The sequence below is a fragment of the Amycolatopsis oliviviridis genome (genome assembly GCF_014654365.1).
GTDB lineage: Bacteria > Actinomycetota > Actinomycetes > Mycobacteriales > Pseudonocardiaceae > Amycolatopsis > Amycolatopsis oliviviridis.
This window is the reverse complement of sequence record NZ_BNAY01000012.1, coordinates 235,097-250,766: the sequence shown is the minus strand read 5'-3', so window position 1 is coordinate 250,766 and position 15,670 is coordinate 235,097. Positions and strand designations below refer to the sequence as shown.

Annotated in this window: 16 protein-coding genes; 13 read left to right on the top strand and 3 right to left on the bottom strand. The window is 69.0% G+C overall.

What is annotated here, in order from left to right; translation table 11 throughout:
• Positions 1-264 precede the first annotated feature (264 nt).
• The 4 genes from IE302_RS43200 to IE302_RS38630 are packed head-to-tail and all read left to right on the top strand — an operon-like array spanning position 265 to position 6,289.
• On the top strand, positions 265-2,499 hold the full coding sequence (locus tag IE302_RS43200; protein WP_191259409.1) for a glycosyltransferase: 2,235 nt from the start codon (positions 265-267) through the stop codon (positions 2,497-2,499).
• Positions 2,496-3,776 carry a hypothetical protein gene (locus tag IE302_RS38640; RefSeq protein WP_191259408.1) on the top strand — a complete coding sequence of 427 codons (1,281 nt, stop codon included), beginning with the start codon at positions 2,496-2,498 and terminating at the stop codon, positions 3,774-3,776. Before IE302_RS43200 ends, IE302_RS38640 begins: the two co-directional genes overlap by 4 nt.
• Before the next feature lie 21 nt (positions 3,777-3,797).
• Positions 3,798-5,600: a carbamoyltransferase family protein gene (locus IE302_RS38635; RefSeq protein WP_191259407.1), complete on the top strand. Its 1,803-nt coding sequence runs from the start codon at positions 3,798-3,800 to the stop codon at positions 5,598-5,600.
• Entirely contained in the window at positions 5,597-6,289 is a 693-nt protein-coding gene (locus IE302_RS38630) for a hypothetical protein (RefSeq protein ID WP_191259406.1), read from the top strand. The genes IE302_RS38635 and IE302_RS38630 overlap by 4 nt, the downstream gene beginning before the upstream one ends.
• On the opposite strand, the gene hemW is transcribed toward IE302_RS38630, so the two are convergent.
• From hemW to IE302_RS38615, 3 genes are all read right to left on the bottom strand, one after another.
• The gene (gene hemW, locus IE302_RS38625) at positions 6,282-7,496 is read right to left on the bottom strand and encodes a radical SAM family heme chaperone HemW (RefSeq protein WP_191259405.1); all 1,215 of its coding nucleotides are present in this window, start codon (positions 7,494-7,496) and stop codon (positions 6,282-6,284) included. The two genes, IE302_RS38630 and hemW, sit on opposite strands and share 8 nt — an antisense overlap.
• A gap of 64 nt (positions 7,497-7,560) precedes the next feature.
• Positions 7,561-7,917 (bottom strand): hypothetical protein, encoded by a 357-nt coding sequence (locus IE302_RS38620; protein ID WP_191259404.1) that lies wholly within the window; start codon positions 7,915-7,917, stop codon positions 7,561-7,563.
• Between the two features lie 85 nt (positions 7,918-8,002).
• The gene (locus IE302_RS38615) at positions 8,003-8,416 is read right to left on the bottom strand and encodes a VOC family protein (protein ID WP_191259403.1); all 414 of its coding nucleotides are present in this window, start codon (positions 8,414-8,416) and stop codon (positions 8,003-8,005) included.
• Between the two features lie 82 nt (positions 8,417-8,498).
• On the opposite strand from IE302_RS38615, the gene IE302_RS38610 reads away from it, so the two are divergent.
• The 9 genes from IE302_RS38610 (at position 8,499) to IE302_RS38580 (ending at position 15,626) form a co-directional block, all read left to right on the top strand.
• Entirely contained in the window at positions 8,499-9,071 is a 573-nt protein-coding gene (locus IE302_RS38610; protein WP_191259402.1) for a TetR/AcrR family transcriptional regulator, read from the top strand.
• 152 nt (positions 9,072-9,223) lie between these two features.
• Positions 9,224-9,310 (top strand): putative leader peptide, encoded by an 87-nt coding sequence (locus tag IE302_RS43290; RefSeq protein WP_350573702.1) that lies wholly within the window; start codon positions 9,224-9,226, stop codon positions 9,308-9,310.
• A gap of 36 nt (positions 9,311-9,346) precedes the next feature.
• Positions 9,347-11,041 carry a nitrite/sulfite reductase gene (locus IE302_RS38605; RefSeq protein ID WP_191259401.1) on the top strand — a complete coding sequence of 565 codons (1,695 nt, stop codon included), beginning with the start codon at positions 9,347-9,349 and terminating at the stop codon, positions 11,039-11,041.
• Positions 11,038-11,190 (top strand): eL43 family ribosomal protein, encoded by a 153-nt coding sequence (locus IE302_RS42945; protein WP_005158649.1) that lies wholly within the window; start codon positions 11,038-11,040, stop codon positions 11,188-11,190. Before IE302_RS38605 ends, IE302_RS42945 begins: the two co-directional genes overlap by 4 nt.
• Entirely contained in the window at positions 11,187-11,882 is a 696-nt protein-coding gene (locus IE302_RS38600; protein ID WP_191259400.1) for a phosphoadenylyl-sulfate reductase, read from the top strand. Before IE302_RS42945 ends, IE302_RS38600 begins: the two co-directional genes overlap by 4 nt.
• Positions 11,883-11,893: 11 nt before the next feature.
• Entirely contained in the window at positions 11,894-12,814 is a 921-nt protein-coding gene (gene cysD, locus IE302_RS38595; protein WP_016332422.1) for a sulfate adenylyltransferase subunit CysD, read from the top strand.
• The gene (locus IE302_RS38590; protein ID WP_191259399.1) at positions 12,814-14,076 is read left to right on the top strand and encodes a sulfate adenylyltransferase subunit 1; all 1,263 of its coding nucleotides are present in this window, start codon (positions 12,814-12,816) and stop codon (positions 14,074-14,076) included. Before cysD ends, IE302_RS38590 begins: the two co-directional genes overlap by 1 nt.
• Positions 14,073-14,822, top strand: a complete 750-nt coding sequence (locus tag IE302_RS38585) for a sirohydrochlorin chelatase (protein ID WP_191259398.1) — start codon at positions 14,073-14,075, stop codon at positions 14,820-14,822. The genes IE302_RS38590 and IE302_RS38585 overlap by 4 nt, the downstream gene beginning before the upstream one ends.
• Positions 14,823-15,002: 180 nt before the next feature.
• Positions 15,003-15,626 carry a cyclase gene (locus tag IE302_RS38580; protein ID WP_191259397.1) on the top strand — a complete coding sequence of 208 codons (624 nt, stop codon included), beginning with the start codon at positions 15,003-15,005 and terminating at the stop codon, positions 15,624-15,626.
• Positions 15,627-15,670 lie beyond the last annotated feature (44 nt).

Here is a 15,670-nt window from a genome sequence, read left to right as displayed (position 1 = left end):
GCTTGCGTCATCGATCCCGGTTTGGAAACACCCCATGTCTGGTTCATCCGTTTTACTGCGAACTTCCCACCTTTTCGACTGAGCTGAAAGGACCAACTTTCGGTATGTGCTGGCGGAAGCAAAGCGAACCTGCCTATAACACCGGGACCTTTCGAGCCGGCACGATCTGCCGGCCGGTTCCGCGCCGAGGGGACATATGAGATGTGAAATCAGCACAGGTGACGCTACGAACACAATAGCGCACTCAACGCAGGGACTCGGCAGATGAACTTGTCGATCCCCGGCCCTGTGCACAGTGGAGTCACCGTGGTCGTCCCGTGCTTCAACGAGGTCGACAACGTCGGGCCCTCCTACGAGGAGATCATCGCCGAGCTGGGGAATCACCCGCTCGAACTGCTCTATGTGGACGACGGGAGTACGGACGGGACACTGGACGTCATCCGCGCGCTCGCGCACAACGACCCCCGGGTGCGCTACGTGTCCTTCACGCGCAACTTCGGGTTCGAAGCCGCTTTTTCCGTGGGATATCGGTACGCGGGGAAACCGTGGATCTTGCATATCGACGCCGACCAGCAGTTCCCCGCGTCCGAAGCGGAGAAGTTGATCATGGCGGCCGAAGAAGGGTACGACGCCGTTTTCGGCGTCCGGACCAATAGGCAAGATCCTTTACTGCGGCGCTGGGGCACCGCGGCCTTCCATTTCCTCGGCAGGCGTGTGCTGCGCATCGAGATCCCGCCCGGTGCGACCGCTTTCCGGCTGGTACGCACGGAGCTCGCGCGCGAGATCGTCGACCTCCGGCTGGGCACCCCGTACTTCCTCGCCACCGTGCCGAGATTGACCAGCCGCTACACCACGGTCCCGGTGGCACACCGGGCCAGGGAACGCGGCGAGTCCAAAGTGGGCTTCGGTTTCCTGTCCTCGCACGCCATCGAACTGTTCGTCGGCTTCACCCGGCGGCTGACGACGGTGGCGTCGTGCGCGGCGGTGCTGACCGCCGGGATCTCGATACTCGCCGGGATCGCGGCCGCCACCGGGCTGCTCGGCCTGAACGCGGCGTCGGCGCTGGAGTTCGTCATGTTCGCCGTGCTGCTGACCGTGCTCTCGCTGACCGTCCGCTACCTGGTCGTGGTCGGCGCGGGGCAGCCGCGGCCACGGCAGTTCTACATCAGGGAAGCCAACTTCGCGGTCGACGAGGACGACCGGCTCTACGCCTCGGCCATGGCCGAGATCCATCCTGGGGAAAGGCAAGCGGGAGTGAAGAACACCGAAGACACGGCGGCGCCTCGGAGCCTGGTGATCCTGGGCGGGGCCGACGGTTCGGTCAGCACGTATCACCGGGCCCGGGAACTCGGGTTCCGCACCATCTGCGTGGACGTCCGCGCGAGCGCGCCGGCGGTGGCGCTGGCGGACGAGTTCGTGCAGGTCAGTGTCCGCGCGCCGGAACAGATCGCGGCCGCCTTGGCCGGGCGGGACGACATCGCCGGGGTGCTCTGCCCCGCCAGCGACGTCGGGCTGCCCACGCTCGCGTGGCTCACCAGGCACTGGGACCTGCCGGACCCGCTGCCCGAAGCCGCCGTCGCCGCTTCCGTCGACAAGTCCGTCTTCCGCGAACTCTGCGACCGGCTGCGCCTGCCGACCTACCGCAGTGTCGGCGGCAAACCCGGGCCGGACCTCGCCCTCGCCGCGCAGCAGCTGCGCTTCCCCACGCTGGTGAAGCCGGTCGATTCGTCCGGGAGCCGCGGTGTCGTCTCGTGCGCTGGCCCCGGCGGCCTGGACACCGCGTTCACCGAATCGCTCGCGTTCTCGCCGTCGGGACGGGTCGTCGTCGAAGAGCACCTCGACGGCTCGCACTACACGATCGAAGCACTCGTGGTCGACGGCCGGATCGTGTTCCACGCGGTCACCCGGCGCACGCTCACCCCGCCGCCGTTCTTCGTGACGGCGTCGCATCTGCTGCCCGCCGGACTGCCGCCGGTGGTCGATCGCGCGCTGCCGTTGATGCTGACCGCGTTGTGCGCCGAACTCGGCTACCGCACCGGGCCGCTCACCCTCGACGCCGTCCTCGGCCGCGACGGGAAGTTCTACCTGATCGAAATGGGCGCCCGGATGGGCGGGAACGGCCTGGCCGAGGCGATCGCGCTCAGCACCGGTGTCGACCTGATCGCCGCGGGGATCGCCGCCGCGACCGGCGGCGAGGTCGTGCTCTCGCCGCGCGACCCGCGACCGACGCTCGTGCACATCCTCGCCTCGGACCGCGGTGGCCGGATCATCCGGATCGAAGGCGCCGACGAGGTCCGCGCGATGCCCGCGGTGAGTGGCCTGGAACTGTTCGCGGAACAGGACTCCTTCGTCAAACCGTACGAGCAGGCCGGTTACAAGATGGGCTACGCCGTGCTTTCGGCGCCGACCGTCCCGGAAGTACTGGCGGCGGAGGACGAACTGCGCGGCACCCTCAAGTTTCTGCTGGACGAACAGGGTCTGGCGGTACCGCTCCCTTGACCGGAACCTCGCTCACCGACGGCACCGGCACCGCGTCGATCGCGGCGCCGAAGACGTCGACGGTGCTCCGGCTGCTCGCGGGCCGGGGCGCCTTCCGGCTGGCGATCCAGGCCATGGGGGTGGTGCTGGTCACGGCTTGGGGAGCGCACGATTACGGCCGGTTCGCCACCGCGCTCGGGATGATGTCGTGGCTGAACTTCGTCCCGTCCGCGGCCGAGAAGTCGGCGCTGAAATGCCTGCCCCGGCTGAGCGTGACCCGGAACGCGGTGGCGGCGCTGGCGATCCGGGTCGCCGTGGCGCCGGTGCTGGTGGTCCTGGCGGCGATGGCGGTCGCGCTGGTCGTCGCCCCGCGTTCGGACGCGGCGCTGTACCTGACGGCCGCGGGCTGGGCGATCTCCGGCGGGCTGCTGATGACCGTCTCCGGGCTGCACCGCCTGCGCGGTAAGTCCACTTTGGACGCTGTGGCCTTCACCGCGGGGGCACTGGTGGTCGGCGTCGTGACGGTGGGTACCTGGTTCGCGCGCTGGTCGCCGTTGACCCACCTCGTCCTGCTTCTCGGCGGGATCCTGCTCATCCTGGGCGCGTCCGCGGCGTTGCTGCCGAAGGAATGGCTGCGCGCGGAAAGGATCGACGGGCACCGGCTCTGGCCGGCGTTCGGCCGCAGCACCGTACTGCTCGGGATGACCGAGGTGCTGGACGTGCTGGCGACGTCGACGGTGTTCGGGGTCCTCGCCCTGGTCGGCCAGACCGTCGACAGTGGACCGTTCTACGTCGCTTTGCTGGCCGGCAGCGCGTTCTGCTCGCTGCTGTTCTACCCGCTGAGGGTGCATCAGCCCACGATCTCGGCACGGATGCGCGGCAGCGGGGCGGCGGCGGGCCGGGCCCGCGCGGCGGAACTGCTCAAGCTGGTCGAACGGGGCACTCTGGCCTTCCTCGTCCTGGTGGGGTTCGCGCTCGCGATCCCGGTGACCCGCGCGGTGCTGACCGCCGAGGACACCACCGGTGGGTACGTGGTGCTCGGTGTCTTCGTCCTGGTCGAAACGGTGCTGTTCGCCATCCGGCTCTACGCGGGCTTCCTGATCGAGAACACCAACAGCAAGGTCCTCACCCTCACCGCGTCGGCCTCGATCGCCGGTCTGGTCGCCACTCCGCTGGCCGCCGCCGCGCTCGTCCCGGCGATGGGACCGGTCGGCGGGTTCGCCGCCCTCGTCTTCGCCATCGGCACGCGGGCCGCCGTGCTCCGGCGGCTGCTGCGCCGCCACCATCCCGAACTCTGAACGTCGCACTGGAGAAGGAACATGTACGTACTGGGTATCAGCAGGGTCCACGATTCGGCGGCCGCGCTCGTGCGCGACGGCGAGATCATCGCGTTCGCCGAAGAGGAACGCTTCACCCGGGTGAAGCACGACGGCGGCTTCCCCGCGGAGGCGATCAAGTTCTGCCTGGAGCGCGGCGGGATCACGCTCGCCGACGTCGACCATGTCGCCTACTACTGGCAGCGCTGGCGCGAGGGCGTCCACGCGGCGAAGGTGTTCGCGAAGTACTTCCCGGCGACGCTGGAGGTGTTCCGCAACCAGAACGGCGACGAGGGCGGCTCCTCGGCGGGCATGGTGGAGACGTTCAAGACCGGTGGCGGCAAGGGCGTCGACGACTATCACGTCGGCGGTGCGGTGCTCGCGCACATCAAGCGGTCCTTCACCCTCGAACGCGACGTGAAGGAGGCCGTGGGCTGGACCGGGCCGACGAAGTTCAAGACGCATCTGGTCGACCACCACAAGGCGCACGCCGCCAGCGGGTATTTCATCTCGCCGTGGGAAGAATCCGCGGTGCTCACCTTCGACGGCATCGGCAGTGACGGGACGGCGACGTATCTGGGGCACGGCAAGGGAAACCGGATCATCGACATCCGGCGGATCAAGTTCCCGCACTCGCTCGGCGCGATGTACGCCGGCGTCACCGGCCACCTCGGCTTCTACCCGACCCGCGACGAAGGCAAGATCATGGGCCTGGCGCCACTCGGCGTCGACACCTACGTCGACGCGTTCAAGCAGCTGATCCATCTCGACGACGACGGCGGATACGAGCTGGACCTGAGCTTCTTCGGCCACCACCGCACCGGCAAGCACGTGATGTCGAAGAAGTTCACCGACCTCTTCGGCCCGGCGCGGCCCAAGACCCGGGTCACCGCGGAGAACCCGGTGCCGCAGCACTACTGCGACATCGCGTACGCCTTGCAGGTCACGTTGGAGGAAGCCGGGCTGCACCTGGCACGCTGGCTGCAGCGGGAGACCGGGTCCCGGCGGCTGTGCGTCGCGGGCGGGGTCGCGCTGAACAGTGTGATGAACGGGCGGATCCTGCTGGAGACCCCGTTCGAGGACTTCTTCGCCCAGCCCGCCGCGGCCGACGACGGCTGCGCGATCGGTTCGGCACTGGAGGTGTCCGTCGGGAAGTACGGCAAGCCGCGTCCTCGCGACGGCTACACCTACACCGGCCCGGACTACACCGAAGCCGAGATGGAACTGGCCCTGCAGGACGCCGGGATCCGGTACGCCAAGGTCGACGACATCGCCGCGCACACGGCGAAGAAGATCTCCGAAGGCAAGATCATCGGCTGGGTGCAGGGCCGGATGGAATGCGGGCCGCGCGCGCTCGGCAACCGCTCGCTGGTGGCCGACCCGCGCGACCCCGATTCGAAGACGCGGATGAACGAGAAGGTCAAGCACCGCGAGGCGTTCCGGCCGTTCGCGCCGTCGTGCCTGGCGGAACGCGCGGGCGACTGGTTCGTCAGCGACTACCCGTCGCCGGTCATGCTGCTGGTGTTCGACGTCCTGCCGGACAAACGTGACGAGGTCCCGGCCATCACCCACGTCGACGGGACCGCCCGCGTGCAGACGGTGAGCGAGGCGGACAACCCGCTGTACTACCGGATGATCAGCGAGTTCGAGAAGCTCACCGGGGTGCCGATGGTGGTCAACACCTCGTTCAACGACAACAACGAGCCGATCGTCGCCAGCCCGGCCGACGCCGTGGCCTGTTACCTGAAGACCGACGTCGACGCGCTGGCGCTCGGACCGTTCTGGGCCGAGAAGGAGGACCTGTGACAGCCACACTGCCCGACACCGCCGGGTGGGTGCCCGCGCTCTACCGGCGGCGCAAATGGCTGTGGCTGGTGGCCGCCGTCCCGGCCGTGGCGACCGCGCTGCTGATCATGGTGGTGCTGCCGCCGGACCAGACACTGGACAACGTCGTGGACTGGGCGTTCAAACTGTGCCCGTTCGTGTTCGCGGTCGCGACGGTGGCGCTCTTCCCGCGCACCAGCTGGGGTCCCGCGCTGATCGTGCTCGCGGTGTTCGTCTACATGTCCTATCTGGACACCGAGCTGGTCATGCGGATCCAGGCGTTCGCCAGGAACGCCGCCACCGACGAGGACGCCTTCCAGCCGGTGTATCAGTTCGAGCTGCTCGTCGTGACGTTCATCGTCCTGTTCGGGCTGATGGCGTACCGGCTGGGCGGCGGCCGGACGGCGAACGTGCTCAAGGCCGGGATCGCGTCGATCCTGGTGGTGATCTCGGGTGCGAACGACCTGACGTTCTGGGCGCTCAACGACGTCTGGTCCGCCGGGACGAAACCGACCGAGCTGAAGTGGGCCTCGCACATGATCGTGTTCCTCGGCGGGCCGCCGAGTGTCCCGGTCGCGGTGCTGTTCATGCTGGTGCACCTGGCACTGGCGGCGATCGTGGTGGCGCTGCCGGTCGGCCGCTGGGTCGACCGGGCCCTGGGGCTCAGGTGAGCCGCCGCACCAGCCCGTCCGCCAGCAACCGCCCCCGGTCGGTCAGCACCGCGCGGCCCTGACCGTCCAAAGCGGACTGATCCAGCAATCCCTCGGCGGCGGCGACGCGGGCCTCGGCCCGGCCGTCGTCGTCGAGGGCGTCGAGCGGAAGTCCTTCGGACAGCCGGAGTTCCAGCATCACGCGCTCCAGATGCCGGTCTTCCCCAGTCAGCAGTTCACGGCCCGCGGCCGGTGACTCACCGGCGGCGAGCGAGGCGGCGTACCGTGCCGGATGCTTGACATTCCACCAGCGGACGCCGCCGACGTGGCTGTGCGCGCCGGGTCCGGCGCCCCACCAGTCGCCGCCGCGCCAGTAGCCGATGTTGTGCCGGCAGCGGGCCTCTCGAGAGGTCGCCCAGTTGGACACCTCGTACCAGCGCAGCCCCGCCGAAGCGAGGACTCGGTCGATCATCTCGTAGTCGGCGGCCAGCACGTCGTCGTCCGGCGCGGGCAGTTCGCCGCGGCGGATGCGGCGGGCGAGCGCGGTGCCCTCCTCGACGATCAGCGCGTACGCCGAGACGTGGTCCACACCGGCGGCGAGCACCGCGTCCAGCGAAGCCTGGAGGTCTTCGATCCGCTCCCCCGGCGTGCCGTAGATGACGTCGAGGTTGACGTGCTCGAACCCGGCGGCGCGCGCTTCTTCGGCGGCCGCGACCGGACGGCCCGCGGTGTGCACACGGTCGAGGATCTTCAGCACGTGCTGCGCGGCCGACTGCATCCCGAGCGAGATCCGGTTGTACCCGGCGTCGCGGATGCCCGCGAAGAACTCGGGTGAGGTGGACTCCGGATTGGACTCGGTCGTCACCTCCGCGTCCGGCGCGAGACCGAAGGTGTCGCGTACGGCGTCGAGGACGCTTCGGAGCCCATCGGCGCCGAGGAGCGACGGCGTGCCTCCGCCGACGAAGACGGTGTCGACCGCGGGCGGCTTCCCCAGCACGCGCGCGGCGAGGTCGAACTCGCGTTTGAGGCCTTCGAGCCAGGACTGCGGCGACGAGGCGCTGTCCAGCTCTCCGGCGGTGTAGGTGTTGAAGTCGCAGTAGCCGCAGCGGGTCGCGCAGAAGGGGACGTGCACGTAGACGCCGAACGGCCGGGTGCCGAGCCCTTCCAGCGCGCTCTCGGGGAGCGCCGACTCGACGGGCGTGGTGGTTTCGGGCAGCAGAGCGGGCACACCCCAGTGTCCCCCACGCCGTGAAGGCCTCCTTCCCCGGGGAAAGAGGCCTTCACGGATCGCGCTATCTGTCGGCGACGTACACCTTGACCGAGGTGGAGCGGGTGCCGTCCTCGAACCGCACCCAGACGAGGGTCTCCAGGTTCATCGAGTAGTCGTTGACCACGTAGTCGAGCGACCAGTCGCCGTTGTCGTCCGTCGCGGCGTCACGGCTCATGGCCACCTCCACCAGCACCGTGTGGGACAGATGCCCCCGGACGTTCGGCGAACAGCCGACCGCCTCGAACCGGTACGAACTGCCCTTGTGCAGCACCGCACCCTCTTCGGGCGAAACCAGCCTGCACCCCTGCTGGGCCCCGGAAGCCGTACCCGGGATCAGCAGGGACGCCAGCACCATCGCGGCGACCACCCATCGGCGCATGCGCAACTCCTCCGTCCTCTGTGGATCGGAGGCCGAAGCTAGCGTCGACAGCGGCCCCTCGCCGCCTCACTCACCCGAAGCGGTACTAGGCGAACCCGTTCGCGGCCAGCCACTCCGCGGACGGCGGGATCGGCTCGATGATGTCGATCAGGAAGCCGTTCAGGTCTTCGATGTAGAAGTGCCGCTGGCCGAACTCCTCGTCCACGAGTTCCGTCACGATCTTGACCCCCTCTCCGCGCAGGCGTTCGTACTCGCCCGCCGCGTCGGCGACCATCAGCCCGACCATCGACCCGGCGGGCTCCTGCGCCCGCCAAGGCTCCGGTGTGGCCTTGTGGCCGCGCTTTACGAAGCTCATTTCATAGCCTTCCGCGCCGACGTTGAGGCTGGAGAACCAGTCCAGCTCGATCGTCACCGTCAGCTGCAGGTGCCGCTTCCACCAGGCGGTGGTCTCGGCGATGTCCTCGACGACCACGCAGGCACCGAAACCGTTGAGTTGCATCTGGTGTTTCCTCCCAGCTCAAACCACTTGATGCGTAGTACTATAAGCACAGTGGTTTGACCGAGGCAAGGAGAATGTCCCGATGCGACAGAACCCGGAGCGCCGGACCGCGCTCACCGACGCCGCCATCGCCGTCCTCGCCCGCGAGGGCGCACGCGGGCTCACCTACCGCGCCGTGGACGTCCAGGCGGACGTCCCGCCGGGAACGACGTCCAATTACTTCCGCAACCGGGACCAGCTGCTCGGCGAGGTCGGCGTCCGCGTACAGGAACGACTGTCGGCACCGGCCGACGTCATGGCGAATCCGCAGGCCGAGACGCCGTCCCCCGACCGGGTCGGCGTCCTGCTCGGCGAGCTCATGGGACGGCTGACCGGTCACCGCGAGCCCTACCTCGCCTTGCTCGAACTCCGGCTCGAAGCGACCCGGCGCCCCGATCTTTCGGCCGAGCTGACCAAGACGATCCGCGAAGGCATCGACCTGAGTGTCGACTGGCACGTCGCGGCGGGGATGCCGGGCGGGCGCGCCGAGGTGCTGCTGATGTACCTCGCGCTGACCGGACTCACCGTCGAACGGCTCACCCTGCCGGAGGTACTGGCGGACGTCGCCGACGAAGACGTCATCCGCATCCTCGTGGACCGCGTCCTGCCGTCTTGAGCCGTGCGCGTTCTGCGTCACAGTGGCGGCGGCGAAGCCGGGCTTGACCTGCAGAACAGGTGCCTGACCAGCGGAAACAGCCGGATTCGGACCTTGTTCCCAGTATTCGGACCGGCCTAGACCACATAGTGGGCGCGTGGCACGCTGAATGAATGACCCGCGCCGGAATCAGCCTCGTGGCACGCCGCCACGTGGATCTCCGTCGCGTGGCGAGCGCGCTCTGTGCGACGAACCGCTGACTCCCCGCCACCACCACGATCTGCCGGAGGACTCCCATGTCGTCGCCCACGCGCGAGACCCCTGCCCGCACGCCCCGGGTCAAACAGAAACGGGGCGAGGGACAGTGGGCACTGGGTTACCGCGAACCGCTGAACCCGAACGAACGGTCCAAGAAGGACGACAACCCGCTCAACGTCCGGGCGCGGATCGAGAACATCTACGCCCGCGGCGGGTTCGATTCCATCGACCCCGGTGACCTCCGCGGCCGGTTCCGCTGGTTCGGCCTCTACACCCAGCGCAAGCCGGGGATCGACGGCGGCCGCACCGCGACGCTGGAACCCGAGGAGCTCGACGACCGCTACTTCATGCTGCGGGTCCGGCTCGACGGCGGCGCGCTGACCACCGAGCAGCTCGCCGTGCTCGCCGAGATCTCGCAGACCCACGCGCGCGACACCGCCGACATCACCGACCGGCAGAACATCCAATACCACTGGATCCAGATCGAGGACGTCCCGACGATCTGGGCGAAGCTGGAGAAGGCCGGGATGACCACGTTGGAGGCGTGCGGCGACAGCCCGCGCGTCATCCTCGGCTCCCCCGTCGCCGGCATCTCCGCCGACGAGATCATCGACGGCACGCCCGCGATCGACGAGATCAAGCGCCGCTACATCGGCGACCCGCGCTACTCGAACCTGCCGCGCAAGTTCAAGACCGCGGTCTCCGGACAGCAGGACGTCGCGCATGAGATCAACGACATCGCCTTCGTCGGCGTGAACCACCCCGAACACGGCCCCGGCTTCGACCTCTGGGTCGGCGGCGGGCTGTCCACCAACCCGATGATCGGCCAGCGCCTCGGCGCCTGGGTCCCGCTCGACGAGGTCCCGGACGTCTGGGAAGGCGTGATCAGCGTCTTCCGCGACTACGGCTACCGGCGGCTCCGTGCCCGCGCCCGGATCAAGTTCCTGGTGAAGGACTGGGGTGCCGCGAAGTTCCGCCAGGTGCTGGAAGACGAGTACCTCAAGCGCAAGCTGACCGACGGCCCCGCGCCCGAGGTGCCCGCGGCCCAGATCGACCACGTCGGCGTGCACCCGCAGGTCGACGGCAAGTTCTACGTCGGCGCCGCGCCGGTCGCGGGCCGCGTCTCCGGGGCCACCCTGCTGGCCGTCGCCAAGGCCGCCGAGCGGGCCGGGTCGAACCGCGTCCGCCTCACCCCGCACCAGAAACTCGTGGTCCTCGACGTTCCCGAGGCCGAAGTGGACGGGCTGAAGGGCGAACTGGCGGACCTGGGCCTGCAGACCGAGCCGTCGCCGTGGCGACGCGGGATCATGGCCTGCACCGGCCTGGAGTTCTGCAAACTCGCGATCGTCGAGACGAAGGCCCGCGCGATCGAACTGGTCACCGAACTGGAAAAACGCCTCGCCGACATCCAGGCCGAGATCGAGAACCCGGTGACCGTGCACCTCAACGGCTGCCCGAACTCCTGCGCCCGCGTCCAGACCGCCGACATCGGGCTCAAGGGCCAGATCGTCACCGACGACGAAGGCAAGCAAGTCGAGGGCTTCCAGGTGCATCTCGGCGGCGGCCTCGGCCTGGACGCCGGATTCGGCCGGAAACTGCGCGGCCACAAGGTGACCGCGTCGGAGCTGACCGCGTACGTCGAGCGGGTCGTGCGGGCCTACGTCGCCGGCCGCGAACCCGGCGAACGGTTCCCCCAGTGGGTCCTGCGCGCCGACGAAGGCCTTTTGCAATGACCGAGCGGGCGACGCCGTACTACTGCCCTTTCTGTGGCGATGAAGACCTGCGGCCGGAAGAGGGCGGCTCCTGGCTGTGCTCGGGCTGCCGCCGGGTCTTCACCGTGAAGTTCCTCGGACTGTCCTTTCCGGAGGTGTCACCAGGATGACCGCCACTGCCGACTACAAGACCCTCGCCGAACGAGCCTCGAAGGAGCTCGCGGAGGCGACCGCGGCCGAGGCCCTGCGCTGGACCGCGGACACGTTCGGCGACGACTTCATCGTCGCGTCGAACATGCAGGACGCCGTCCTCATCGATCTGGCCACCCAGGTCAAACCCGACGTCGACGTGCTGTTCCTGCAGACCGGCTACCACTTCCCGGAGACCATCGGCACCCGTGACGCGGTGCAGGCGGTCTACCCCGGCGTCCGGATCGTCAACGCCGAGGCCGAACAGAGCGTCGCCGAACAGGACGCCGAGTACGGTCCGAAACTGCACGAGCGTGACCCGAACCAGTGCTGCCACCTGCGCAAGGTCGTGCCGCTGCGGAACACCCTGGCGAAGTACTCGGCGTGGGTGACCGGCGTCCGCCGCGTCGACGCGCCGACCCGCGCGAACACCCCGATCGTCACCTGGGACGACCGCAACGGGCTGGTGAAGATCAATCCGATCGCGCCCTGGTCCGACGACGAGTTCAACGGCTACATCAGCGAACACGGGATCCTCGAGAACCCGTTGGTGTCCATCGGTTATCTGTCGATCGGCTGCGCGCCGTGCACCGCCAAGGTCGCTCCGGGTCAGGACCCGCGCAGCGGCCGCTGGGCCGGGCAGGGCAAGACCGAATGCGGCCTGCACGGGTGAGAAGGGACGAAATGACCACGCTCGAACCGGCCACAGATGCGGCCCAAGACAACCTGGCCGCGCTGGAATCCGAGGCCATCCACATCTTCCGCGAGGTGGCGGGTGAGTTCGACCGGCCGGTGATCCTGTTCTCCGGCGGCAAGGACTCGACGCTCCTGCTGCACCTGGCGATCAAGGCGTTCTGGCCCGCGCCGGTGCCGTTCCCGTTGCTGCACGTGGACACCGGGCACAACTTCGACGAGGTCATCGACTTCCGCGACCGCGTGGTCGAGCAGCACGGGCTCCGGCTGGTCGTGGCGAAGGTCCAGGACTGGATCGACGACGGCAGGCTCGAAGAGCGCGCCGACGGGATGCGCAACCCGCTGCAGACCACTCCGCTGCTCGACACGATCGCCGAGAACAAGTTCGACGCGGTCTTCGGCGGCGGGCGGCGCGATGAGGAACGCGCCCGCGCCAAGGAGCGGATCTTCAGCCTGCGCAACGCTTTCGGCCAGTGGGAGCCGCGACGTCAGCGTCCAGAGCTGTGGAATCTCTACAACGGCAGGCACCGCCCCGGCGAGCAGGTCCGCGTCTTCCCGCTGTCCAACTGGACCGAGGCGGACGTCTGGAACTACATCGCGCGGGAGAAGGTCGAACTGCCGTCGATCTACTACGCGCACCGGCGCGAGGTCTACCAGCGCGACGGCATGTGGCTGGCCGAGGGCCCGTGGGGCGGGCCGCGGCCGGACGAGGTCGTCCGGGAACTGACGGTGCGCTACCGGACCGTCGGCGACGGTTCGTGCACCGGCGCCATCGAATCGACCGCCGCCACGGTGGACGAGGTCATCGCCGAGGTCTCGGCCTCCCGGCTCACCGAACGCGGCGCCACCCGTGCCGACGACCGGATGTCGGAGGCGGCGATGGAAGACCGCAAGCGGGAAGGGTACTTCTGATGTCCAGCCTCCTCAGGCTCGCGACCGCGGGCAGTGTGGACGACGGGAAGTCGACCCTGGTCGGGCGGCTCCTGTACGACACCAAGTCCGTCCTCGCCGACCAGCTGGACGCGGTCACCCGCGCCAGTGTCGACAAAGGACTGTCCACTCCGGACCTTTCACTGCTCGTGGACGGCCTGCGCTCGGAACGCGAGCAGGGCATCACGATCGACGTGGCATACCGGTATTTCGCGACGCCGAAGCGCAGCTTCGTCCTCGCGGACACCCCGGGCCACGTGCAGTACACGCGGAACACGGTGACCGGGGCGTCCACCGCGCAACTGGCCGTGCTGCTGGTCGACGCGCGCAAGGGCGTCATCGAGCAGACCCGCCGTCACGCCGCGGTGCTCGCCCTGCTGGGCGTCCCGAACCTGGTGCTGGCGGTGAACAAGATCGACCTCGTCGGCTACGACGAGGCGACGTTCACCGTGATCGCCGAGGAGTTCGCCGAGCACGCCGCGTCCCTGGGCTACGAACGGGGTTCCGTGCTCGCGGTGCCGGTTTCGGCGCTGGTGGGCGACAACGTGGCCGAAAAATCGGACAAGACCCCGTGGTACTCCGGCCCGACGCTGCTCGAACATCTGGAAACCGTGCCCGTGGCACCGGATCCGCACGATTCGGCGTTCCGGTTCCCGGTGCAGTACGTGATCCGGCCGCGCACGGCCGACCACCCCGACTACCGCGGGTACGCGGGGCAGATCGCGGCGGGCACCGTCCGGCCGGGCGACGAGATCGTCGTGCTCCCGCAAGGCCTCCGCAGCCGGGTGAAGGGCATCGACACCGCCGACGGGCCACTCTCCGAGGCCGGCGCGGGCACTTCGGTGACCCTCTTGCTCGCGGACGATCTCGACATCTCGCGGGGCGACCTGATCGCCGCCGCCGACCGGCAGCCGACGGTGACCGACGAGATCACCGCGACCCTGTGCTGGCTCTCGGCCAAGGCGCTCAAACCGGGCGCGCGGGTGCTGGTGAAGCACGGCACGCGGACCGTGCAGGCCATGGTCGGCGAGCTCCACGCCCGGTTCGACGAGCAAGCGTTGTCCAGTGTGGACGATCCGGCTACCTTGGAACTCAACGACATCGGCAGGGTGACGTTGAGGCTGGCCGAAGAGATCGGCGTGGACGACTACGGCGTCAGCCCTCGGACGGGCGCGTTCCTGGTCATCGACCCGAAGGACGGCGACACCCTCGCCGCCGGACTCGTCGGCGAAAGGTTCGCATGACCCCACACCTCACTCCGCCACTGGTCGCCGTCGCCCACGGCAGCCGCGATCCGCGGTCCGCGTCGACCATCCGGGCTCTGCTCGACATCTCCCGCGGGCTGGCACCGGACCTCGACATCCGCGAGTCCTTTTTGGACCTCTCGGAGCCGTCGCTGACCGATTCCTTGCGCGGTCTGTACGCCGAGGGGCATCGCGAGGTCGTCGTGGTGCCGCTGCTGCTCGGCGTCGCCTACCACGCCCGGGTCGACCTGCCCGCGCTCGTCGCCGAGGTGACCGCGGAATGCCCCGGCCTCGACGTGCGGGTTTCCGGAGTGCTGGGCATCGACCCGCTCATCGAGACGGTCGCGCTCGACCGGCTCGCCGAGGCGGGCGCCGACCTGGACGATCCCGGCCTGGGTGTCCTGCTGGCCGGTGTCGGCTCGTCGAACGTCGCGGCGAACGACGCGGTCGCCGGGATCACCACCCGCTGGCAACTGCGTCGCGGACTGCTCGCGACACCCGCTTTCGCCAGCGCCGCGCAGCCGGACGTGCCCGCCGCCATCGCGCGGCTGCGGCTCAACGGCGCCCAGCGGCTCGCTGTCGCGGGCTGGTTCCTCGCACCGGGCCTGCTGCCGGACCGGATCGCGCGCCTGGCCCGCGAAGCCGACCCGTCGGTGATCGTCGCCGGGCCACTGGGCCCGGATCCGCGGATCGCCGGGCTCGTCCTGGACCGCTACGACGTCGCCGCCGCCCGGCTCGCCGCCTGAGTAGAGAGCCTTGTCCCCATTGGACGCTTGATACCGATTTTCGGTGGGTTCCGTTCCCAGTTCCGTGACGCCCCGCGTATGGGAACGGAGATTTCTTGACGAGTTACTTAACTTGCCGGTAACTCTCTAAACGCTGCGCAGCTCCCTTTCTCCCCCATCGAACCCCCTGGTAGGTGGAACATGAAGGCTGCCATCCGTGCCCTCGTCTGCGCTTCGGCCGTCCTCGTCCCGCTGGTCGGTACGGCCGCCCCGGCCTCGGCCGCGACAACCGTCGTTTTCGACTGCGAGGCGAAGCCGCCGCTCGTCGGCAACAAGTACCTCAAGCTGAACCAGGACGCCGACGTCACCGCGCCGGCCACCGTCGCGCCCGGTGCCGCGCTCGACGTCGTCATCGACCCGGCCGCCAACACCGTCCCGGCCGAGGTGAGCGGGTACAAGGTCAAGAACATCAAGGACTTCTCCCTGAAGATCCCGATCCCGGCGAACTCGACCTGGGTCGGCGCCGACCTCGCCGGTGGCTCCGGTATCGGCTCGACCCCGCCGAAGATCACGGTCTCCGGCAACGTCGCGACGCTGAGCTTCCCCGGCCCGATCGCGGGCGGCTCCACGTTCGAGCTGCCGACCGTGACCGCGCACCTCACCGCGGGCTCGTCCGGCACCATCGAAACGAAACTGGGCGGCACCAGCTACGCCGACCCGGGCCTGACGTTCACCGCCGTGGTCAGCGCGGGCTTCGACGTCTCGGCGCCGACTGCCTGCTTCCCCAACCCGAGCCCGACCTTCACCACGACGAAGATCGGCTGAGCAGCGCCTGCGCCACCATCGGAGCATGGTGGCGCAGGCCACTG